Here is a 21,077-nt window from a genome sequence, read left to right on the forward strand (position 1 = left end):
ACGAGGTGACATAAAGCATGAACCCGCCCACCAAGGACACGATCCCAGGCCTGCTGCTGCGCAGCATCCCGCGCGGGCTTGTGCTCGGCGTCGAAGACGCACTCAATGCTGGGGCTGCGCGCGCGTACGCCGCCGCAAAGGGGATGGATGAAGGCCACCTTCCGCATGTCTTGGGCCAGCTCCGGCACTTCAACATGAACGAAGCCTTCTACCGCGCGCTCGCGGCGGCCGAGGCGGCGCCTACGGCCATCCAGGGCAACGGCTTGGTGACCGGCCGCACTGGCGTCTTCACCCTCGCCAGGTTCAATATCCCCGAAGGATCCTGGATCAACGGTCGGCGCAGCCAGACTCGCCGCCAGATGGCGTTCGCAAACAAGGCCATCGAGCCGCTGGTGCAGCCAGAGTTGTTCGATCAGTACCAGCCGCCGGCTGAAGCCGTGGCGTTCTTCGTGGCCTGCTTCTCGGGGTCATTGCAGATCCAGCCTGAATCGCCCACCTCGATCCAGATCGCAGTGCCCGACCGGTACATGCGCGGCTGGCTGTTCCGCGAGCCGCTGGAGGTGTTTGCCAAGCGCTATGACGTCCAAGAGCCCAGCCAAATCGACCTGGCCGTGCCGAGGCTCAAGAAGAACATCGGCAAGAAGGACATGGACGGCACCTCGTCATGAGCCGCGGTGGCGTTCAGGGATTCCAGTGTGATCGCCTCAGCCAGATGTTGGCTGCGCGCCGCCTGACCCAAGCGCAGCTCGCTTCGCTGGTGGGGGTGTCGCCCGCGACGGTGAGCAAGTGGCGCGCTGGAGCCCAAGCTCCAGAGCGAGAAGCGCTCGATCGATTGGCCGACGTTGTCAATGTTACGCCCGAGTGGTTCACCAGGCCGCCCGCGGAGAAGGTTTCGCTGCCGCTTTTCCGGAGCAACGCCTCTGCGCATGTGGCTGCCCGGGCCATGCTGGAAGCTAGGATGGAGTGGGCTCAAGACATTGCGTTGGCCCTGACCGAGTTCGTCGACTTCCCGGCGCTGAACCTGCCGAGCCGCAACTTCACCGATCCTGAGCAGATCACCAAAGAAGAGATCGAACTGGCGGCGGCGGAGTGTCGCGATCTCTGGCGCCTTGGGCGGTCGGCTGTCCAGGACTTGGCGCTGGCCATCGAAGGCGCTGGGGTTGTGCTCGTCCGTGAAGAGACTGGTATCGCGCAGATCGAAGGCCTGTCTGCGTGGAGCGCAGTGCTTGGAAGACCGCTGGTACTTCTCTCCGCCGACAAGGACAACGGCTATCGAAGCCGCTTCGACCTGGCCCATGAACTCGGTCACCTGATCCTGCACAGGCACATCGCACGTCCGACCGATCGGGAGCGTCACAAGGAACTTGAACAGCAGGCCCACAGGTTTGCGGGCGCGTTTCTCCTGCCCGCGGAGACCTTCGCATCCGAAGTGCGCATGCCGGTGACCTTGGACGACTTGCTGTTGATGAAGCGTCGTTGGGGCGTATCCGTTGGCGCGATCTTGATGCGGCTGCGGGCTCTCAAACTCCTGGACGATGAAGGAGCTCAGGCGCTGTTCAAGCGTCGGTCGGCGCGATGGGGCGCCAAGTCGGAACCGGGGGATGGCGATCGAGCGCCTGAGCGACCCCGCTTGCTGCGTCGCACGATCGACCTGCTCGTCGATGAGAACGTGATGCCGCTGGAAGCCATTCCTCGGCATCTCGGCCTTGCGTCGCACGATATCGAGATGCTGGCTGGGTTGCCCGAAGGCTACTTTCAGGGGCGAGGCAACGTCGTTCAACTGGCCCGCATCCGTCAGTCGGCGGATGCGCCTGCCAGTTCAGCGTCTGCGCCGAGCACCGTGCTGCCATTTCGTGACCCCCGAAGGTCTTGATCGAATCCACCGCTTGCTTGGAAAGTGAGAACGCCCCATGGCTCGGACCATCTACGACAAGCCAACGCGGGCGCTTCTCAAGGACATGCTCGCCGAGTGGAAGCTCAAGCCCGACGAAACGTTCAGCGCCCAGCGTGCGGTTGAGTGGTTCGCAAAGAACTACCCGAAGCTGAAGGCCGGCAGCATCCACGCGCACCTTGTTCAGGCTTCGACGAACGACCCGAGTCGTCGCCACCATCCGGCGACGAATGCCACCGATGATCTCCTGTTCAAGGTCGGGTCACGCGAGTACCGGCGCTACCAGCCTGGCGTCGACCCAGCGCCGATTCATCAGCCGGGCAAGACTCAGATCGCTGGCGCCGGTGGGGCGATGGTCACCGTCGATGAGGAGGACGACGATGCTGGGGCAGCCGTTGACGCCGCGCTCGCCGGCTCGACCCAGTTCGCCCTGGAGAAGGACCTGCAGCGCTACTTGGCCGATAACCTCCAGCTCATCGAGCCCGGGCTGACCTTGTTCCAGGACGAAGACATCACCGGGTTCGAGTACCCCGCGGGCGGAGGCCGCCGCATCGACATCTTGGCAAAGGACAAGTCGGGCAACTTCGTTGTGCTCGAACTGAAGGTCGAGAAGGGCTACGACCGCGTGGTCGGGCAACTGCTGCGCTACGTGAACTGGGTGCGGAAGGAGCTTGCTGAGCCGGGCCAGCGCGTGCGCGGCATCATCGTTTGCAGGACGATGTCTGAAGACTTGGTCCTGGCCTGTGCCAGCAACAAGGAAGTGGAGCTCTACGAGTACCGCCTCCAAGTGACGGTGTCGAAGGTCCCCTCTCTTGAGCTCCCTGCGTAAGCGAGCAAGCCTGTTTCATGATGCTCGGTATTCACCGCCTTCGGGAGACTTGTCATGACTGCGCCGCGCCCGCTCCGCAACCCTGAGGTGTGCGTCAATCTGTGGGCCTATGCCGATGAGGCTGGCTACATTGCCCGCGTCGCAGCACGAAGCTACGTGCTGGATGGCGACGACGCGGCCAAGCTGGCTGTCTTGCATCAGTTGGCCGCCACCGACTTCCTACACGCCGAGTGGATGGGTGTTTCCAAGAAGTTCGTGATCAGCAATCCTGATGGGGAGCGCATGGAAGGCGTTGCCCATGCCTCGATGTTGAATGACGGGGTGACGCCCGGAGTGTTGTTTGGGCCGCTCTTCAACAAGCTCGAGGCCGCGGTGCCAAAGCAGGCACGCACCGCGAACGGAGGCTACGAGGCCTTCTCGTTGAAGCTGCCCGAGGACCCGCTGACGGTGACGACTGTGGTCATGGAGATGGACGACGGGCGCTTGGTCCCGATGGTCTCTAACAAAGCTTGAGCGAACTGCATGATCTGACGTGACAGGGGCTCTTGCCGGTGGGAAACCACATTCGGAGCGACTCGGTGTACTCACGGCTAACGCGGTCAGGGCGGCAGTGCCGCCGCACATCACAAGTTGGACGACGGTGCTTGGAGGTTGGGCTTGCCGTGTCGACCCACGCTACCACGCCGTTCTCGCCGTCAAGGTCTGCGCGGTCGCAGGGCGAGCGCTTGCGGCCTGCGGCCGTCCTCGAACCCTGACGGCTGCGCTGCGCCGTGGTGCTCCGGTCTCGGGCAATCCCGCCCGACACACCGGAGTCCATCATGTCCACGTCTTCGATCTCATCCGTGGGTGCCGCCGATACGCTGCTGGTCCGCGATGTCGACGGTCAGTACCGGCCGGCGCATGCCGACGAAGTGCTGTGCCATGCACGGCGGCTGCTGGCCAACCGCGTGCGGCGAGGTGCCACGATGTCATCGCCGCAGGCCGTGAAGGACCATCTGCGCCTGGAGCTCGGTGCGCTGGAGCATGAGGTCTTCTGTGTGCTGTTCCTGGATGCGCAGCATCGCATCATTGCGCTGAAGCAGATGTTCCGCGGCACCGTGTCGCAGACCTCCGTCTACCCGCGCGAGGTTGTCAAGGAAGCACTGTCGGTGAATGCGGCGGCGGTGATCCTGGCGCACAACCATCCGTCGGGATCCGTGGAGCCGAGCCGGGCCGACGAGTTCTTGACGCAGACGCTGAAGACGGCGCTTGCACTGGTCGACGTGCGGGTGCTCGATCACCTGGTGGTGGCCGGTGCCGACGTGTGTTCGTTTGCGGAGCACGGGCTTGTGTAGCTCGCGCAGGCGCCGCGTTGCGGCGCCACTTGCCGCTCACGCCAGGCCGATGCGCCGGACTTCGAGCGCGAAGGCGCCGGCCTGGCGCTCGGCGATCATGAGGCCGACCTGGCGGATGCGGGCAGGGTCGAGTGCCGGTGCGCCGGGGACCTCTCGGCCGCGAAAGGTGGCGCGGAAGGTGGACAAGGGAATATGCAGCGTCTGCCAGGTAGCGCCCGGGGCAAAGCTGGCCTGGTAGTTGATGCTGTCGAAGGCATCTTCGGTCAGCAGATTCAGCTTGAAGCGCTTGCCTGTGGCGCGGGCCTCGATGAAGCAGGTCTGCGCGCCGGGACCGCCTCGATCGGCGGGCGTTGACCGGATCGAGGCGAAGCCTCCGTTGCGTTCGAAGGAGACGGTGCCTTCGAAGACCGCATGGCCGGCCGAGTCGTGTCGCAGCCGGCTGCTCGAGACGCCGCCCATCACACGGTCGTCGATCGCGGCCCACTCGGCGACCGCGCCAGGGTCACCGAAGTCGAACAGCAGCCATGTCGTGTCCGGGTCGCTCATGTGGCGATTCTGCGGTGCTGGGTCGCTGCCTTGGCTGGCAAGATGCGCCTGAAGAAGGGAGACAGGGATGAACCTTGGTGAACTGCAGGCTGAGTTGCGGCACTTCGCGGCAGAGCGCGACTGGCAGCCGTTTCACACACCCAAGAACCTGACGACGGCCCTGATGGTTGAGGCGGCCGAGCTGGCGGAGATCTTCCAGTGGCAGACGCCTGAGGAGTCCCGGACTGCGCACGAAGACGCCGCGGCCAAGCAACGCATCGGCGAGGAGGTCGCCGATGTGCTCCTCTACCTTCTGCAGGTGGCAGATCACTGCCAGATCGATATGTCGCAGGCGGTGCGGGACAAGCTGGCGAGAAACGCGGTCAAGTACCCGGCGAAACGCGTGATCCCGCGGGTTTCGCCGACGCGCGCATCGGTGCCTGGTACGCATGTGCTGCTGGACTTCGAGAACGTCCAGCCTAGTGATGCGGAGCTGCGGGCGCTGGTCCCGGATGCTGGCCAGGTCTGGGTGTTCCATGGGCCGCACCAGCGGGAGGTCGAAAAGCGCTTCGCATCGTTCGGGACCGGTGCTACGGCCGTGCCGATCAGCAAGTCGGGCAAGAACGCGCTGGACTTCCATCTGTCGTTCTACATGGGCTACATCGCGTCGCGGAACCCCGAGTCGGCGATGGTCGTCGTCGCCAACGACAAGGGCTACGAGCCCATGTTGGAGCATGCAAAGGCGATGGGCTTCGTGGTGCGCCGACAGCCCCATGGCGAGGTGAAACCACCAGCGAAGAAGGCCGCGGCGAAGAAGGTGGCCGCCAAGAAGGCGCCAGCTAAGAAGGTTGCTGCGAAGAAGGCCGCAACGAAGAAGGCGGTGGCCAAGCCGGTCGCTGCGAAGAAGCCAGTTGCCAAGACGCCAGCGTCTTCGTCAGCGGCGAAGAAGGCGTCGCCGCCGAAGGTCGTGCCTGCCAAGAAGGCGGAAGCTCCCACACCGGCTGGGGCAAGGGGCGTGGCGGCTGGGCCAGGCAAAGTGTTGGCCGTTCCGGCCGCTGTGGCGCCGAGTGGCACCGGCGCTGTCCCTGCGTCCCCGTCGCCGAAGAAGTCGGTGTCCGACGCCGACATCAAGAGGATCACCGAGAACCTTCGCAAGGTCGGTGTCAATCGCCCGACGAAGCCGGCCGCGCTGCGGCGCTTGTTGAAGTCGCTGCTCGCCGCCGAGACCGGCGACGCCTCGATCGAGGTGGCCCTCGACAAGCTGGTTGCGGCCGGCACCGTGGTGATCAACGCCGAGAGCGACGTCAAGTACCCGTTGTTCGAGTCCGCTGCGGGGGCCGGAGCCGGCGCGTCGTAGGGCTCCGCTGCGCGGTTCGCTGGGTGGAGTCCGATGCGACTTACATGAGCTCGAAGGGCGACAGGACTCCGGCGAGGTGTCCGGGGTGCTGCTTGTCGACAACCAGCCAGAGGGTTGGTCCCTTCTGAACCTTCGCACGCTCCAGCACCTCGGCGATCGTCGTGTCTTCGTGCAGCAGATCCGCCTCACGCAGTCTGACCAGCTGCATGCCAGCTGCCTTCGCATCCTGAATCGGCTGGGCGAGGCGATCCTTCTTGCCGTCTCCGTTCAGGAACTTGGCCAGGCCGATCTCCGACACGAGCCACCACGACCTACCGATGCGCACGGGCAGGAAGGAGAACGAGTGCATCAACATGAGTTGCCGGGCCTGGGCGACCGGTTGCCAGGGCTCAACGGTCATGGGTGACTTGACCATCACGTCCTTGACCTTCCTCTCGAAGTTCGCCATCAGTGCTTCCTCCAATCCGATGCTCAGCTCGATTGCGGCTTCGGTTGCGTGGCGCGCGTAGGCGCCGATGTGCATTGCGTCGTTGCGGGCCGTCTGGACCGTCTTGAAGAGCGCCTCGAACGACTTGAACGTCGAGGGGAAGCGTTCGGGCAGGCCCGTCAGTAGCGGCGAGTCCGCCGCGCAGATGGCAAGCTTGGGTCTGTAGTGCTCGAGTGCTGCCTGTTTGCCGTGCAGCCGAAGGCCCAGGGCCTCAAGTGCGAAGCAGATAGCGCCAAAGCCCTCGGCATCGGCCAGGGCGGCGTAGCGCGCCTCGCGAAAGCGGTCGCGGTAGTAGACCCGCTCGCCGGGATTGAGGTCCTTCGGCGAGGAGCTCAGTCGGGATAGTGGACTGGGGAGCATGCTGTGGTCTGGTTGGCTCGGCGAGAGAGGATGGTAGTTGGTAGTTCTCGTGGGTGGGCTGGCTGTGGGAGCGGTGGCGACCTCTGTTGGCGTGGTGTCGATCAGGAGGTTCTTCCCGGGCGTGTCCCCGCTGCGCGGGGCCGGGCTGTTGCGCGGCGCGTCGAGCCGCTGTCAAAGGCCCAGCGTCTCGCCCCTGTCGGGCGGCCATCCCTCACGCGAACACGGCCAGGCCGGCGAAGCCGGCGGTCCTTGTGAGGCGTCCCTGTCCCCTGCCCGGGGATCGCGGGCCCTGGTTCCTTCACGCTACGCGTGAACGACGCCCGCTTGGCGAACTGGCCGGCTTGCAGGTCGCTACGCTGCGCTTCGCTCGGTGCGGCGCCCGCCAGATCGCCACCCCGGGCACCCGCCATGCCCGGAGCCGGGCCGCTGAAGACCAAATGCGTTGAATTGCCCGCAGCAGCTAAGCCGCTGCAAAGCCAGCGATCAGCGGCTCGACCGCCGCGCCAGTCGCTCGCCTGTGGCTCGCTCGGTGGCACGTCGGCCGCAGAGTCGCCGCTGCTCGTGGTCGTTTGGTCGGCTGCGCTGCAACCGCTGCGCCAGGCGAGCTGGCACATCGGCCGCGACGCTGCGCCGCCCGTGGGGAACATGGGGGAGGGCAGCCCGTGCGCCAGTCGTCCCACCGCGCTCCCCCCACGCGCCCCCGTCGAATTGCGAGGGGGACTTGTGGGGGGATCTTCAAGCGGTGGGCCGGGAAACCGGCTCACTGCTTCGGCTGCGAAGAGGCGCACCCATCCCCCACCCCTTCCCTCCCGAGGGAAGGGGCCATCCCCCACCCCCCGCCCGCCCCAGGGCGGGTGCGAGGTGAGTCCGAGCGAGAGGATCAGTTGTCAGGGAACCCGGACCGGGACCCGGCTGGTGGCTCTCGTTTGGAGATCGTCATGGCTCAAGTTTCTGTCACCCAGCGTCACGCCCACCTGGCCGGCGCCGTCAAGCTCGAACTCGTCAACGGCCGCGAAGGCAAGATCGCCAAGGCGGTGTTGACCGCGATCAGCAACACCCGGCGCGGTTCGGGCGAAGCCCGCGAGGAGGAATCCACCGCGATTCAGTGGACGCTCTGGGGCAAGCAGGCCGAGAACGCGGCGGAGTACCTGGGCAAGGGCTCGCACGTCAACATCGTCGGGCGGCTGCGCAACAACAACTACGAGAAGGACGGCGAAACCGTCTACGGCATGGCGTTCACGGCCGAGGAGATCGACTACCTCGACAGCCGTGCCGAGTCCGAAGCGCGCCGCAGCGGTGGCCCCGGTGCCGAAGGCGGCACCAGCAGCGCCGAGCGCCCCAGCACCCCCGCCGCGAGCCGCAAGCCCCGCAGCGGTCGCCAGCCGGCGCACGCCGACGCCTGACCCCTGACCGGGTGGGCGCCATGTTGGTCAATAGGCCAACGAGCCGCGCTCGCCCTTCGAAGCTCCATCAACGATCGAAGGAAACCACCATGTACTCGACCCCGACCCTGGCGACCCGCTTTGCCCGCAACACCCGCGTGGTGCGCGGCGACCAGCCGCTGAGCGAAGACCAGATGCGCGCCGCGGCGCCGTCCATCTTTGCCGAGGGCAAGCACGCCAGCCGCTCTGAGCGCTACACCTACATCCCCACCATCGACGTGCTGCGCGGCCTGCGCAAGGAGGGTTTCGAGCCCTTCATGGTCGCCCAGGGCGCCAGCCGCGTCGAAGGCAAGGCGGAGTTCACCAAGCACCTGATCCGCATGCGCCATGCCGGACAGGTCCAGGCCCGTCCCGAGGCTAACGAGATCATCCTGATCAACAGCCACGATGGCGCCAGCTCGTACCAAATGCTGGCCGGTCTCTTCAGGTTCGTTTGCTGTAACGGCCTGGTGGTAGGCCAGGTGGTGGACGACATCCGTATCCCTCACAAGGGCAACATCCAGGGCGAGGTGATCGAGGGAGCGTTTCGCGTGCTGGGTGAGTTCGAGGCGGTGAACCAGCACACCGAGGCGATGAAGGCCCTGCAGCTGCAACCGGCCGAGGAGATGGCCTTCGCGACGGCAGCCCTGGCGCTGCGCTTTGGTGAGCGCCAGACAGAGGAGGGCGACGACCTGGCCCCGGCCCCGGTCACTGCCCAGCAGCTGAACGAAGCGCGCCGACCCGAGGACATCGGCCGCAGCCTGTGGACCACCTTCCAGCGCGTGCAGGAAAACGTCATCCGAGGCGGCCAGCCCGGCCGCAGCGCGCAAGGGCGCCGCCTGCAGACCCGGCCGGTGGGCAGCATCGACCGTGGCGTGAGCCTGAACCGTGCGCTGTGGATGCTGGCCGAGGAGATGCGCAGGCTGAAGGCCTGATACAGGCCAGCGCGCCAGATTCAGCACCGAATCTGGCGCCTTGGCCAAGCCCGATCCGCCCGACGATTGGGCGGGTCGACCTGTCACCTCGATCGAGGAGTTGCCCATGCCGTCCGAAGACCTCCCCGCCGTGCTCAGGCAGCTCGACGCCCGTTCGCGCCAGGCCACTCAGGCCGGCGCCCAGGCCTTCGCGCGCCTGCTCACGCTGACCGAGCAGGGCGACTCCGGCCAGATCCGGCGCATCGCGGCCTTCCTGGCCGCGACCTACAACGGCCGGGCGTTTCCGTTGGACCTGTACGAGCTGCGCGCCGTCGACATCGCCATCAGCGACGACATGCTGTGCTGCCTGGACGCGCTGCGCTGGGGCCGCGCCGACCTGCACACCCTGGTCCCCGACGGGGACGCCCGGGTGCGGTCGGTCATCGCGCGCTGGGGACTGCGCTGGCCCAGCCCGGCCTGAGGCGCCCTGCCGCCTGCTGGTGGACAAGGCTGGCAGTGGTCCATCGCCGCGCGGGCCGGCTGGCGCCGGCCCGCGCAAGGGTCCGCGCCGTGCTCGCCTTCGGCTGCACGGCACGCTGGTGCTTGCCGCCAGCGCCCAGCTTGGCCCTGGCCTTCGGCCTCGGGCGCCAGGCCAGGGCACCGGCGGACATAGCAAAGCCCGATGGAGTGACTCGACCCTCAGCGCGCCCACCACCAAGCCGCCAAGGCCCAGGTGACGCCAGACGCGACGCCGGCCGTGGCCGCGTGCGTCAGCCAGGTCTGCCAGGGGTGGGCGCCACGGTGGGCCAGATTTGCCAGGTGCTGCATCGGGATCGCCACCCGGTGCAGGGCCGGCCCCACCTCGGTCCTGAACAGCATGCGCGCCGCTTCTTCCATCGCACGGATCTGCGCCTGGGCCGATTCGCGGGCCAGCTCTTCCGTTCGGCGGGCGATGTGTTTGAGCGCCTGCGCCTTGGCGTTCTCGGTGAGCACAGCCATGCGGCGCTCGTAGGCGTCCACCTGGTCGGCGAGGCTGTTGCCGGCGCCAACCACCGCCAGCCGACTGGCCTCCAGCGCCGGGGCCACGGCTTCCAGCCGCTCCAGCAGCGCCGCCATCTCGCCCAGCGCTTCGGCGATCAGCGCCTCGCGCGCAGAGCTCGGGGCCGTCATGCCGCGGCCGCCTCCAGGGTCAGCGCCGCAAAGCAGGCGTCCAACTCAGGCAGCACGCCCAGGGCCAGCCGGCGGGTGGCCAGTTTCTGGGCCCAGGCGATCTTCTCGGCGGCATCCCCGGCCTGGGCGATGAGCGCCTTGTAGTCCGTCGTGTCACGCACCAACCCTCCGAGGTCCATGCCCGTGCTCTTCAGCCGCCTGTAGATCTCGTTCGTGCCCAGCCGGCAGGCCAGGTCAGCCTGCGCGACAGGATGCTCCGCCACGAAACTCAGCAGGGGATGGAAGCTGCGCGCCAGTTCGTCGCGATCGTCAACCATGTTGAACAGCAGCCGAACCCGGGAGGCGGGTACGCCGATGCGGGCGAGCTCCACGAGCGTGGCGATGGTGTCTTGCTGCTGCTTGAAGGCCGGCACGGTCGGCACGACGAAGGCATCGAAGTCCTCGTGGCTGCCGCGGTACTGGTGCATCAGCGCCAGCAGTTGCTCGACATTGCTGGCACCGATGTCGACGACCGCGCTGCTGACGGTCTGCAGGTACTCCTGCAGGTCGGCAAACTGCGCGCCGCGCATCGTCTGCGTCTCGGCCTCGGTCGCGTTGAGGCTCTCCACGCAGATCAGCTCGGCGCCTTCGACGCGCGGCTGCAAGAGGTGGCGGGCGACGGTGGACTTGCCCACGTTGCCCGAGAAGTTGATGACGGCGATCTTCATCCTGGGTCCTTTCGACGCATGAAGGGGTTGGTGATCTGGGTGGCCATGTAGGCCTTGGCGACGTCCTCGCCCTTGGGGCCGCCGGTGAAGCTGGGGGCAGCGATCGGAGCAGGGGCTGGCGGATGGGCGGAACGCGCGGGGGCAGCGGCTTTCTGGGGATGCGGCGTCGCGTCGACTTCTGCAGCCTGCGCGATCTGATCCATCTGGGCGTGGTCGGACTCCTCAGCGGGAGAGGAGGGCTGCCGCCGCCTGGCCTTCGTCACCTCCCGGTGCACTGTGCTGCGGCTGACCTTGACGCCGACCTTGGCCAGCGCGCTGCGAATGGCTTGCAGCGTGTAGCCCGCCGCATGCAGGCGGCCGATCTCGTCGGAGAAGGAGCGCGCCTTGCGCGTGCTGCGCCCCGGGGGCTGGTCAGGTACCAGTCGAACGCTGCTGGCGCAGCCTGGGGCGTTGACGCTATCGCCGCATGCTGGTTCGCCCGAGTTCGCCGCCTTGGGAGCTGTCGAGTCGATATTGTTCAAGGCGAATTCCGCTGTGTCCTGAGGTCAGTGGGGCTGCGGTGCAGACCGTCCGGTTCGCATGCGTCGCGGGCGTGTTCCTCTTGCGTTCGATGCCGTCAGACATTCGCACCGCTGCTGTCCCGGTCCGGTCCTGCCCTGTCTCGATCACGTCCCGGGGGATTCCCGGGTCAGTCTCGCTCCAGCACCAGCGCGTCCCGCTGGCACGGAATCTTGGCCCGACGCGGGCCGCCGGGACTGCAGCATTTGCCCCGGAATCTCGCAGGCAGGCTGCGTGGATTCGGGCCAATACTGGTCTTCAAGGTGAGTGCAGAGATAGGCGGCCCGCCGCCAGTTTCACAAGCGCTTCGCGACCCTCCATTCGTCGGCTCATGAACACCATTGCCCATGACTTCGTTACGGTAGATATGCGCGGCTTGAAGGCTGCGCTGGTGGCGCGTGCGCAGGCCGATCGGGTCAGCGTGTCGGTGCTGGTCCGTGGCGCGGTGGCGCGTGATCTCGGGGTCGAATTGGAAGGCGAAGCGAGCCGCATGGATGCGCCGACAGCTGGTTCGGCGAGTGCTGCGACCGTCAAGCTGTCGATTCGACTGTCGGCCGAGGAGGCTCGCCAGCTCGCCGCGGGCGCGCGCGCTGCGGGCCTGTCGCGTGGCGCCTACCTGGCAGGCCTGATAGCCGACGTGCCCGTGCTGTCTGCCGGTGGCGGGCGCGACGCTCACCTTGCGGCGCTGACCGCCTCCTGCGCCGAGCTGGCCACCCTCAGCCGCAACGTCCACCGGCTGAGCGCGCTGCTGCGCCAGGCCGATGCCGAGTCGGCCCGCGCCTACCGAGGGCTGCTGGACACGGTAGCCGGTCAGGTTCGCTCGCACCTGGAGCGTGTGGCACCGGTCCTGTCAGCACTGCAGCCACGGGCCCGGCCAAGCGCGCCATCTCGGCCAACCCAAGCCAATCCTTGAACCACGAACCTGAGGAGACGCCCATGGCCTTGCCCCACGACATCGACGGCATGCTGGTCACCTGGGGGGATCGGCTGTTCTACCCAGGCAATCGCAGCGTACGGGCACCCCGTGAGCCCAGGCTGAACCCGGACGCGATGCGCCAGCGAGCCGCCGTCATCCGCCGGAGCATCGAAGCCACCGTGGTGCGACGGGCGCCTCAGGTGATGGTCAAGGTGACCGGGGGAGGGCGGGGCATGAAGGCCATCGTGGCGCACCTGCGCTACATCAGCAAGAACGGTCGGCTGGAGATCGAGGACCAGCGAGGCGAGACGATGCGGGGCAAAGACAGCCTGCACGACCTGGCCGACGAGTGGCGTTGGGGCGGTTCGAAGATTCCGGAGGAGTCTGCACCGGGTCAGCGGCGCGAGGCCTACAACATCATGCTGTCCATGCCGCGAGGCACCGACCCGCTGGCGGTGCAGCGCGCGGCACGCGAGTTCGCAAGGGTCGAACTGGCCGAGCACACCTATGTGATGGTGCTGCACGACCACCAGGCCAACCCGCATGTGCACATCAGCGTGCGGGCAGAGTCACGCCAGGGCCGGCGGCTCAATCCGCGCAAGGCTGATCTGCATCGCTGGCGCGAGACGTTTGCGGAGAAGCTGCGCGGGTACGGGGTCGAGGCTGAAGCGACGCGGCAGGCTACACGTGGCACGAGCAGGAACTATGAACCCCTGTGGCGCCTGAAAGCAGGCCAGGAGGGGCGGCTTCATACGGTCAGATCCAGTAGCAAGCGCAGCAGTGTTGCCGTTGCGGCGCGGGCGGAGGCAGTCGAGGCCTGGAAGCAACTGGGCCAGGCGCTGGCCACGTCTGGAGACTTGGCTGATCGGAAGCTTGCGAGGTCCGTCAGCAGCTATGTTCGAGAGATATCTGCAGCTGCGACAACCGACCGATCGGTCGACCATCGCGATCCATCACCGTCGCATGGCCTTCGAGGAGTCGAGTTGCCGCGGTGAATCGGCCACAATGCGAAAAACTTGGCGGCCCGCCAATTTCGCCTTGGCGCGGCCATGACCGGTGTTCAATCCGAAACGGATTGTGCTGCAGGGAGGCTGCGCTTGTCGATGTCTTGGGGACTACTGGGCCCGGCTACGGTTGCCGACGAGCGCCGTGTCAGAACGTTGGGTCTGGGCGCGGCCGTCCGTAGGTTCAACGAACTGGCCGTACCAGGGCTCGGGTCGGTCTGGTTCGGCAAGCAACTCGTCCTAGCCACCCTGGGCATTCACGTTGCCGAGTTGGCGCGCGAGGCCGGCTCAAGGGTCAGTAACGTGGAATGTGCCAATGCAATCGAAGCGCTGGCATGCTGGCTGGCCATTGGTCGGCGCGATCCTCAGTCGGGCTCGGATGACCGACCGGACCCACGTCTGCGTGGCACGTCGAAGCTACCGCGCGAGCACGGCATGGAATTCAAAGCTGTGCGCCATCGCAGCTTTTATGTCAGCCAGCCGATGCGCATGGGCACCACTTCGGCCCTTCAGCCTTTGGGCTTGGCTGCAGGGGGCACGCGCCGATTCAACGCCTTGGAGGCGACCGATACGGGTCGAGCCGTGCTGCGCGCGGCATTCCAGGGGTACTCCCCCGCCAATGTGCCCTTGGTCGAGCATTTGCTCAATTGGGTCCGTGGGGCAGAATTGAAGTTGAGGTCCGAAAGATTGATCAGCGCGCTGTCGCCCCGCATGGCGCTCGAATCTGAAGCCTGCGCTGCGCTGCGCGCCTGCCTGCAGGCGGGCTCCGCTGGTGAGCCCTCAGTTGATACGCGAAGGCGGCGTGCCGCGCTCGACTGGGTGGACCTGTCGCGCCGTAGCCCGAAACGCTGGGCCTGGGCAGATCGGCCAGACCCGATCGAGCCCGATCACTGGCACGACCTGCAGGCGGGCGCCAATCTCTTCGCGTTGCGCGACCAGGCCCTGGCCCTGCTGGATGCCGTGGAAGTGCAGGTAGCCGCCACACCGCGCGAATGCCTGCCGATGGGTGCTCCGCTGGCTCAGCCAGTACTGGTGGCCCTCAACGGGCTGCGCACGCTGGCTGGATCCTTCCTCGACCTGAACCATGCCGACCCCGACGCCACCGACTTCTGCCGCCAGTGCGTGCAGCTATCCGACACGGCCGTGTTGAAGCATTTGGTGCAACGTGACGGCCGTGTGCTCCGCCTTGCGCATAACGAGGTTCGGCCCGGCGGCGCGTTTCGGCGAGGGGCGCCGCCAGCGCCGGCCGACGATGCCAACGAACCTTCCGCTGCTCCGCAGCCCTCTGCCATGGACACGCTGGCCTGGCCGTCGGGAACCTCGTTTCGCATCCACAACCTGTTCCTGCTGAATCTGGATCTCCACAACGAGTTGGACGGATGGCTGCAAACCCACGGCCGAGCGAGGCTGGACACATGACGCGCCCTTCGTTGCTGCAGCACTTCGATGCGCCCGAGGGGCATGTCGGCGCCTTCGGCTGGCTTTGCGGCTACTCTGCCGACGCGCCCTTCATGGTGGACGCCACCGATCGCTTCACCCTCACCACCCGGCATCAGCGCGCGGCGTCCGGCCGAGTGGTGCTGGCCTTGGTGCTGGACCCAGGTCAGCCTCGCCTGGCCTGGGGCGATGTGCCGGGTGTCGTGCACTTGCCGGTGTATGCCGCCGACGCATTGCCCTTCAACCTGCTGCATGCCAAGGTGGCGCTGCTGGGTTTCCGCTGCGAGGACGCGGAGCCCGGCTGGCGTCTGCGCCTGATCGTGTCCACCGGTAACTGGACCACCCAGACCGTAGAAGAGAGCCTGGACATGGCCTGGTGCGTCGAGGTCGACCATGCCGAGCTGCAAGAACCCGACGACGACGCCCGTCTGCGCTGCGCCGATATCGCAGCGGCCGCCGATCTGCTGATCTGGCTTAGGAGGTACTTCGATCAGCGCCTGCTCGTAGCCCCGGTCCGACAGTCCGATGGGCCCACCTTGGCGCTGATCGCAGGCCTGGACGATGGTGCTGCGGCTTGCGCGCGGGTTGGCAGTGGCGTTAAACCGCGGTTTCTCGACTCGCGAGCCCTGAGCCTGCTCGATCAGTTGCCCGACTGGGTGGCCCACCACGCCGGCGCGAAGCGGCGCAGCCATCTGGTCATGGGCTCGGGCTTCTATGAGGGCCATGCCAACCCTGATGCGCTGCCCAGTGTTCCCGCCGGGATCGTCACCACGCTGCGACGCAACAGCCTGCTCACCAAGACCAGCAGGGTCGAACTGGTGGTCAACGAATCTGGCTGCCAGGCGATTGCCGCGTCGCGCGAGGCCATTGCAAGCGAAGGCTGGGGCTTGCTGCCGCCCAGCCGTGCCGAACACCTCTTTGGTGCCGATCACAAGCGGACCCTGCACGCCAAGTTCATCATCAGCTGGAATCCGAGCCCGTCGAATCCGAACCTGTGTACCAGCGGCTGGCTCTACCTGGGTTCCGGCAATCTCACGAACCCAGGCTTCTGCAAGGCAGCCATCTCAAAGGCCGGAAATCTTGAAGCCGGCGTGGTGTTGGCCACTGGCGATTTGGCCTTGATGCCTGATCGGCGCGACCCTGAGCGCTCCTCCATCGCCCATCTCCTGCCCTTCGAGCCAGGATCGGCTCTGTCCGACGCCGCGGTGCTGGCCGCGGGAGCCGAGATGCCTGAGCGGCCGCCGGCCTGGGTGGCGCCCTTGGTGGCCTTCCTACAGTGGCAGCCAGGCCCTGCCGCGCCGCGTCTCTTCACGACCGACCCTGTGCCCGCCGGCATTGAGCTGCTCGACCCTCAGGGACAGCCCTGTAGTAGCGAAGCCGGCGCCTGGATCTGGCCCGATCCAGTGTGCCCGCCCCAGGCCTGCCTGCGCTGCCCTGGACAGCCGGAAACCTGGATCCCCGTGATCGACGAGTTCGGCCGCATTGCGCCCGTGCCGCTGCCAGCGATGGACGTCCAGGACATCACCAGCGCCCTCGGGGCCTACCCCGCGGCGCCGGAGGACGCCAGCCCGGACGATGACGAACACCTCGATGGCCCCTTGAGCGCGCGTCCAGGGGCGCCCGAGACGGCAGCCTCCGGCGCAGGACAGTACGCCACACGGCAGATGATGCAGTTGATCGATACCATCGCGCGTCGGCAGGTGCTCATTCCCGCCGCCGACTGGCGCGCTTGGTGCCTGCGACTGGAGCAGTTGATGATCCTCGCCAAGGACAGCGATACGGTCCAGCGCTTCAAGAGACTGCCGTTTCACCCGCTGCAGCCGCTGACGGACGACAGTTTCCGGCCGGAGCACGCCCTCGCCGGCTCAACAGGCGCCGCCCAGGCTTACTTGGAGGCGCTGCACCGCATCGCTCAGGCCTGGGGCTTGCCTCCCTTGCACTCGGGAGGCAGACCATGACTCGCGCGCCGCGTTTCGCTGGCTGGGGCCAGGTTGCTGATGCACTGCGCGAGATGGCCAGCACTCCGCAACCTGGCGGAGAGGCCCCGCAGGCGCTGAACGAGGGCCAACGCCGCAGCCTGCGCGTTGTTGCCGAGCGCTTGGTGAACCACGGACTGCTGGTGGCCGACGAAGTGGGTATGGGCAAGACGCGCATCGCCGTGATGACGGCCAAGGCGGTGATCGAGGCCGGGGGCCGAGTAGCGGTGCTGATTCCGCCAGGCTTGGGCTACCAATGGGTGGACGAGTTCAAGCACGGCCAGGTGATGTGCCAGCCGGTGTTGAGAAGCCTAAGGCAGTACCTCGATGCCTGGGCGGTTGACGAGGCGAAGTCCGACGACCCGCCGGCCCATCCCTGGGCCTCGCAAAATGTGCTGCTTGTTTCCCACAGTTTCACCAACTGGCGTCTGGGTGCCAAGTCCGAGGCGTGGCGGTGGGTGTTGCTGCCGGAGTTGTATGCGCACTGGCGAGCGGCCACCACTGGCCGCCTGCCCAACGGCTACCACGGTGACGACCGTGCCACGGATGACCGCGCTCGCCGTGCTGCCGCCGATATCGTGCGGATCGCGAAGCGCCGTGACGGCAACGCCGAACGCCGGTTGATGGACGAGTTGATCGAGGGAACACCGTGGAAGCTCTCCTTAGAGGCCGCCGAGTACGCAAAGACCGGTACCTTGCGCCACTGGCTTGAGCAGGCGGTGGGTCTCGGTCTTGGGCACTTTGATCTAGTCATCATCGACGAAGCGCACAAGAGCCGGGGCGAAGAGTCGGGCCTGACGCGCCTGCTCGATCAGGTCATTCTGGCCCAGCCAGAAGCGCGCCGCCTTGGCATGACCGCCACGCCCATTGAACTGGCAGCCACCCAATGGCATCACACCCTTCAGCGCATCGGCGTGGCTGCGGCCCCCCTTGAGCCGGCGATCCGTGCCTATGCAGAGGCAGTCGAGCAAGTCCGCGCGTTGCCCGCACAAGCCGAGGCACGCCACAGACTTGCTGAGGCTGCCCAGCTCTTCCATGCCGCATTGAGCCCCTATGTGTTGCGCCGCGACAAGCGCGAGGCCGAGTCGGTCATCGCCTTCCAACGGGGCACCGGTCTGCCCGCCCATGCCTACCGCGAGCATCAGCCGGTGCTGGTGCCGATGGAGTCGCTCTCGGCGCCCTGGGCCCGTGCACTTTGCGCGGCCGAGGCGCTGTCGCTGATGGGCGGCCAAGTGACGGGTGCCGCCGCACAACGTCTGCGCCTGAGCCTGGGCAGCGGGCATGGTCTGAGTGCCGTACTGGATGCAGGAGCTCGCGCCGCGGCATCCGACGAGGAATTGTCTGCCGACGCTGACCCTGAGAAGGACCACTCCGATGTGGACGAGGCGGTGCTCGCCGCCGACAAGACGCAGGCCCGAGTAACCTATTGGCTCGGCCTGCTGCGCCAGACCTTTGACCGCAGCGCCGATGCGCTGTACGAGCACCCAGGTCTTCGGGCAGCCATACAGGCCATTGAGGCAGCCGACGCCGAGGGCGAGAAGGTGCTTGTTTTCGGCAGGTTCACGCGGCCGATGGAGGCCCTGGCGCGCATGCTCAACGCACGCGCGCTGCTGCGACACTTGGACCAGCGCCGTCCCTGGGCGCAGTCCACTCTTGACGACGAGGATTGGCACGCAGTTCAACTGGCCCATCGAGATCTGGGCCGCCCTGGCGCCTTCCACCGCGAGGCGTTGCAGGCGCGGCTGGGCGAGCAGTACAAGGCTCTCGAAAACACACGTGAACGTCTACGCGATGGACTTGCTCGCCGCCTGTCTCTCGGCCTGGCTCAACTGCCGCCCAACCCCCGGCTGCGGGCCCTTCAGCAGGCCATGGAGCGTGATCCGCAGCTCAGCCGTTCTACCTTGGCTGCGGCCCTGCACGAACACCTGGGGCCCGGCGCCGAAACCTGCAGCGATCTCGCTTGGGCTCAAGGATTCGAAGACCTGATCAATGCCCTGTGCGACCGAGACGAAGGTGACAGGAACCGTGACGGCAGCCTTGACGATGCCGAGGTGGGGGACTTGTGGGCCAACATTCTCCAGCGCCTGCACGATGAGTACGACGCGCCCACCGGCAGTTTTGCGCGATTGATGCGTGGCAGCACGTCGCAGCCTACTCGGCGCCTACTGCAACTGGCCTTCAACCGCGCACACAGCTTCCCTAGGGTGCTGGTGGCACAGTCCATTGTCGGCCGTGAAGGCCTCAACCTGCATCGCGCCTGTCGTACCGTGCTGCTGCTCCACCCAGAGTGGAATCCGGGCGTTGTCGAGCAGCAGATCGGACGGGTGGACCGCGTGGGCAGCCATTGGGAGCAGATGCTCCATCGAGCGCAGCGTGAAGGGTGGGCGCCTGAGAAGTGGCCCCGCATCCGCGTTTGGCCCCTCGTTTTTCAGGGCACCTACGACGAGTACAACTGGCAGGTTCTGCTAAGGCGATGGGATGATCTGAGATCGCAACTCCACGGGGTAATCCTGCCCGACTCATTGCGAACTGATGACCCCCAGTTCAATCAGAACATAGACAAGATCAATGCACTCGCGCCTTCTTTCTCGCCCTCGCTGTAACCGGTCGAGTCGAAGTGGTTTCCTTGCATACTCGACGTCACGCCGGGTTGTAGTAATCGTGCGCGCTCGCGCCCGGGTGGTGGCAGGAAGGGATGGCAACTGACTGGCACCTGGACAATTGGCACCTGCATGCTTGAGGCAGATCGCGCTTGAAAAAGGAACGGTCTTCGCGAGCTTGCTGCTGCGCTCATTGTGAAGCCAACAGCATTGAAGAAATGACTGTGACTCGTACAGATGCGCCGGGACGGTGGCGCTCTCAGGGTCAATTCGAGACAGGGAGAAAACATGTCAGGCGGAGTCAAAGGCGCAGTTGAAGCAGCGGGCACCACGGCACACCACGCCAAGTACTTTGCATGGGAGCTCACACGTCGTCGTGCGGCTTCAGAGGAAGACCGCCTGGCGCAGTCGCTGTTCGATGCCAGTGTTGACCTGAACCCGCATCAGATCGATGCCGCTCTCTTTGCTCTCAACAACCCCCTCAGCAAGGGCGTGGTGCTGGCCGACGAGGTCGGCCTGGGCAAGACGATCGAAGCCGCGCTGGTGCTGTGCCAACTCTGGGCCGAGCGCCGTCGCCGCCTGCTGGTGTTCTGCCCCGCATCGCTGCGCAAGCAGTGGGCGCAAGAGCTGGCCGACAAGTTCAACCTGCCGTCCGAGGTACTGGACGCGCGCACCTGGCACCTGCTGCGTGAAGGCGGTACCTACGACCCGCTGGACCGCGATGTCATCAGCATCATGTCCATCCACTTCGCAGCCCGAATGGAGGCCCAGCTCGGCGCCGTACCTTGGGACCTGGTCGTCATCGATGAAGCGCACAAGCTGCGCAACGCCCACCGCAAGAGCCATGAAACTGGGCAGGCCCTGAAGCGCGCCTTGGCTGGGCGCAAGAAGCTGCTGTTGACGGCCACGCCCCTGCAGAACTCCCTGATGGAGCTGTACGGCCTGACCTCGCTCATTGACGAAGAAATCTTCGGTGACGAGCGCAGCTTCCGTTCACAGTACAGCAGCATCGACGGCGACATCCATTCGCTGCGTCGCGGACTGCAGCCCTTCATCAAGCGCACCCTGCGGCGCGACGTGCTGGAGTACGTGCCGTACACCCAGCGCCACGCGCTCACCAACCCGTTCTCGCCTGCCGAAGAGGAAGTTCAGTTCTACGAACTGATCTCGGCCTACTTGCGGCGCGATTTCAGCTACAGCAGCCGCTCGACCGCAAGCCGCAAGAGCAGGAGGTTGTAGTTTTCGCCCGTGCTGCGCGACCGATTCAGCAGGCGAGCGAGCACCGAAGCCGAGCGGTCGGCGCTCATCCGGTCAGCGCCTCGAGGTAGGGGCGCATCACGTTGGTCATGCGGTTGACCTTGGCGTAGCGCCACAGGTCATCCATCGTCACTTTTCGCTGCTGCCAGGCCTCGCGAAGGGCTTCGAGCGCCACGTCGAGGCCCACCTTGCTGCGCAGCTTGAAGCAGTCGGTGATGGTCTTGGCGAGGTTGTAGACGCGGACCGGCGCGCCGTCGTGTATCGACCCAGTGAGAACCTGCTCAGGTGTTAATGTCGAAAGGACGACATCATGAGTACGTTGATGGACGAAGAG

General features: G+C 66.2%; 21 protein-coding genes. 15 read left to right on the forward strand and 6 right to left on the reverse strand.

Translation table 11 applies throughout. The features are described 5' to 3' along the window. The first annotated feature begins 17 nt into the window (after positions 1–17). From KAK03_RS23635 to radC, 5 genes are all read left to right on the forward strand, one after another. Positions 18–668, forward strand: a complete 651-nt coding sequence (locus KAK03_RS23635) for an alpha/beta hydrolase (protein WP_210857143.1) — start codon at positions 18–20, stop codon at positions 666–668. Next, positions 665–1,873, forward strand: coding sequence for an XRE family transcriptional regulator (locus KAK03_RS23640; RefSeq protein WP_210857144.1), 1,209 nt, complete (start codon positions 665–667; stop codon positions 1,871–1,873). Before KAK03_RS23635 ends, KAK03_RS23640 begins: the two co-directional genes overlap by 4 nt. A 37-nt stretch (positions 1,874–1,910) precedes the next feature. Next, a complete protein-coding gene (locus KAK03_RS23645; protein WP_210857145.1) occupies positions 1,911–2,720 on the forward strand; it encodes an endonuclease NucS domain-containing protein in 810 nt (269 codons plus the stop codon). A 54-nt stretch (positions 2,721–2,774) separates the two neighbouring features. After that, on the forward strand, positions 2,775–3,233 hold the full coding sequence (locus KAK03_RS23650; RefSeq protein WP_210857146.1) for a hypothetical protein: 459 nt from the start codon (positions 2,775–2,777) through the stop codon (positions 3,231–3,233). Positions 3,234–3,538: 305 nt separating this feature from the next. Beyond that, complete coding sequence (gene radC, locus KAK03_RS23655; protein ID WP_210857147.1) at positions 3,539–4,054, forward strand: RadC family protein; 516 nt, start codon at positions 3,539–3,541, stop codon at positions 4,052–4,054. A gap of 36 nt (positions 4,055–4,090) precedes the next feature. Here radC and KAK03_RS23660 read toward each other — a convergent pair whose 3' ends face one another. Then, positions 4,091–4,600 (reverse strand): CIA30 family protein, encoded by a 510-nt coding sequence (locus tag KAK03_RS23660; protein ID WP_210857148.1) that lies wholly within the window; start codon positions 4,598–4,600, stop codon positions 4,091–4,093. Between the two features lie 67 nt (positions 4,601–4,667). Here KAK03_RS23660 and KAK03_RS23665 point away from each other — a divergent pair, with 67 nt between their 5' ends. Further along, complete coding sequence (locus tag KAK03_RS23665) at positions 4,668–5,936, forward strand: nucleotide pyrophosphohydrolase (protein WP_210857149.1); 1,269 nt, start codon at positions 4,668–4,670, stop codon at positions 5,934–5,936. Positions 5,937–5,976: 40 nt separating this feature from the next. On the opposite strand, the gene KAK03_RS23670 is transcribed toward KAK03_RS23665, so the two are convergent. Continuing rightward, complete coding sequence (locus KAK03_RS23670) at positions 5,977–6,783, reverse strand: CBS domain-containing protein (protein ID WP_210857150.1); 807 nt, start codon at positions 6,781–6,783, stop codon at positions 5,977–5,979. Between the two features lie 938 nt (positions 6,784–7,721). Here KAK03_RS23670 and KAK03_RS23675 point away from each other — a divergent pair. From KAK03_RS23675 to KAK03_RS23685, 3 genes are all read left to right on the forward strand, one after another. Further along, positions 7,722–8,186 carry a single-stranded DNA-binding protein gene (locus KAK03_RS23675; protein WP_210857151.1) on the forward strand — a complete coding sequence of 155 codons (465 nt, stop codon included), beginning with the start codon at positions 7,722–7,724 and terminating at the stop codon, positions 8,184–8,186. 89 nt (positions 8,187–8,275) lie between these two features. Next, positions 8,276–9,139, forward strand: coding sequence for a DUF932 domain-containing protein (locus KAK03_RS23680; RefSeq protein WP_210857152.1), 864 nt, complete (start codon positions 8,276–8,278; stop codon positions 9,137–9,139). Between the two features lie 106 nt (positions 9,140–9,245). Then, on the forward strand, positions 9,246–9,599 hold the full coding sequence (locus KAK03_RS23685) for a DUF7673 family protein (RefSeq protein ID WP_210857153.1): 354 nt from the start codon (positions 9,246–9,248) through the stop codon (positions 9,597–9,599). Between the two features lie 218 nt (positions 9,600–9,817). On the opposite strand, the gene KAK03_RS23690 is transcribed toward KAK03_RS23685, so the two are convergent. The 3 genes from KAK03_RS23690 to KAK03_RS23700 are packed head-to-tail and all read right to left on the reverse strand — an operon-like array spanning position 9,818 to position 11,516. After that, on the reverse strand, positions 9,818–10,288 hold the full coding sequence (locus KAK03_RS23690) for a hypothetical protein (protein ID WP_210857154.1): 471 nt from the start codon (positions 10,286–10,288) through the stop codon (positions 9,818–9,820). Next, positions 10,285–10,995, reverse strand: coding sequence for a StbB family protein (gene stbB, locus KAK03_RS23695; protein ID WP_210857155.1), 711 nt, complete (start codon positions 10,993–10,995; stop codon positions 10,285–10,287). Before stbB ends, KAK03_RS23690 begins: the two co-directional genes overlap by 4 nt. Then, positions 10,992–11,516, reverse strand: coding sequence for a helix-turn-helix domain-containing protein (locus tag KAK03_RS23700; protein WP_210857156.1), 525 nt, complete (start codon positions 11,514–11,516; stop codon positions 10,992–10,994). Before KAK03_RS23700 ends, stbB begins: the two co-directional genes overlap by 4 nt. Positions 11,517–11,884: 368 nt before the next feature. Here KAK03_RS23700 and KAK03_RS23705 point away from each other — a divergent pair, with 368 nt between their 5' ends. From KAK03_RS23705 to KAK03_RS23730, 6 genes are all read left to right on the forward strand, one after another. Next, complete coding sequence (locus KAK03_RS23705; RefSeq protein ID WP_210857157.1) at positions 11,885–12,466, forward strand: hypothetical protein; 582 nt, start codon at positions 11,885–11,887, stop codon at positions 12,464–12,466. Between the two features lie 23 nt (positions 12,467–12,489). Beyond that, complete coding sequence (locus KAK03_RS23710; RefSeq protein ID WP_210857158.1) at positions 12,490–13,464, forward strand: relaxase/mobilization nuclease domain-containing protein; 975 nt, start codon at positions 12,490–12,492, stop codon at positions 13,462–13,464. 21 nt (positions 13,465–13,485) lie between these two features. Continuing rightward, positions 13,486–14,892, forward strand: coding sequence for a hypothetical protein (locus KAK03_RS23715; RefSeq protein ID WP_210857159.1), 1,407 nt, complete (start codon positions 13,486–13,488; stop codon positions 14,890–14,892). Continuing rightward, positions 14,889–16,868, forward strand: a complete 1,980-nt coding sequence (locus tag KAK03_RS23720; RefSeq protein WP_210857160.1) for a phospholipase D-like domain-containing protein — start codon at positions 14,889–14,891, stop codon at positions 16,866–16,868. Before KAK03_RS23715 ends, KAK03_RS23720 begins: the two co-directional genes overlap by 4 nt. Continuing rightward, positions 16,865–19,489, forward strand: a complete 2,625-nt coding sequence (locus KAK03_RS23725) for a DEAD/DEAH box helicase family protein (RefSeq protein WP_210857161.1) — start codon at positions 16,865–16,867, stop codon at positions 19,487–19,489. Before KAK03_RS23720 ends, KAK03_RS23725 begins: the two co-directional genes overlap by 4 nt. A gap of 285 nt (positions 19,490–19,774) precedes the next feature. Beyond that, positions 19,775–20,725, forward strand: coding sequence for a DEAD/DEAH box helicase (locus tag KAK03_RS23730; RefSeq protein WP_210857162.1), 951 nt, complete (start codon positions 19,775–19,777; stop codon positions 20,723–20,725). Positions 20,726–20,789: 64 nt separating this feature from the next. On the opposite strand, the gene KAK03_RS23735 is transcribed toward KAK03_RS23730, so the two are convergent. Next, positions 20,790–21,077 (reverse strand): type IV toxin-antitoxin system AbiEi family antitoxin domain-containing protein (locus tag KAK03_RS23735; protein WP_445663765.1); only part of this gene is annotated, 288 nt, incomplete at its 5' end.

This window comes from Ideonella alba, assembly GCF_018069845.1.
GTDB lineage: Bacteria > Pseudomonadota > Gammaproteobacteria > Burkholderiales > Burkholderiaceae_C > Ideonella > Ideonella alba.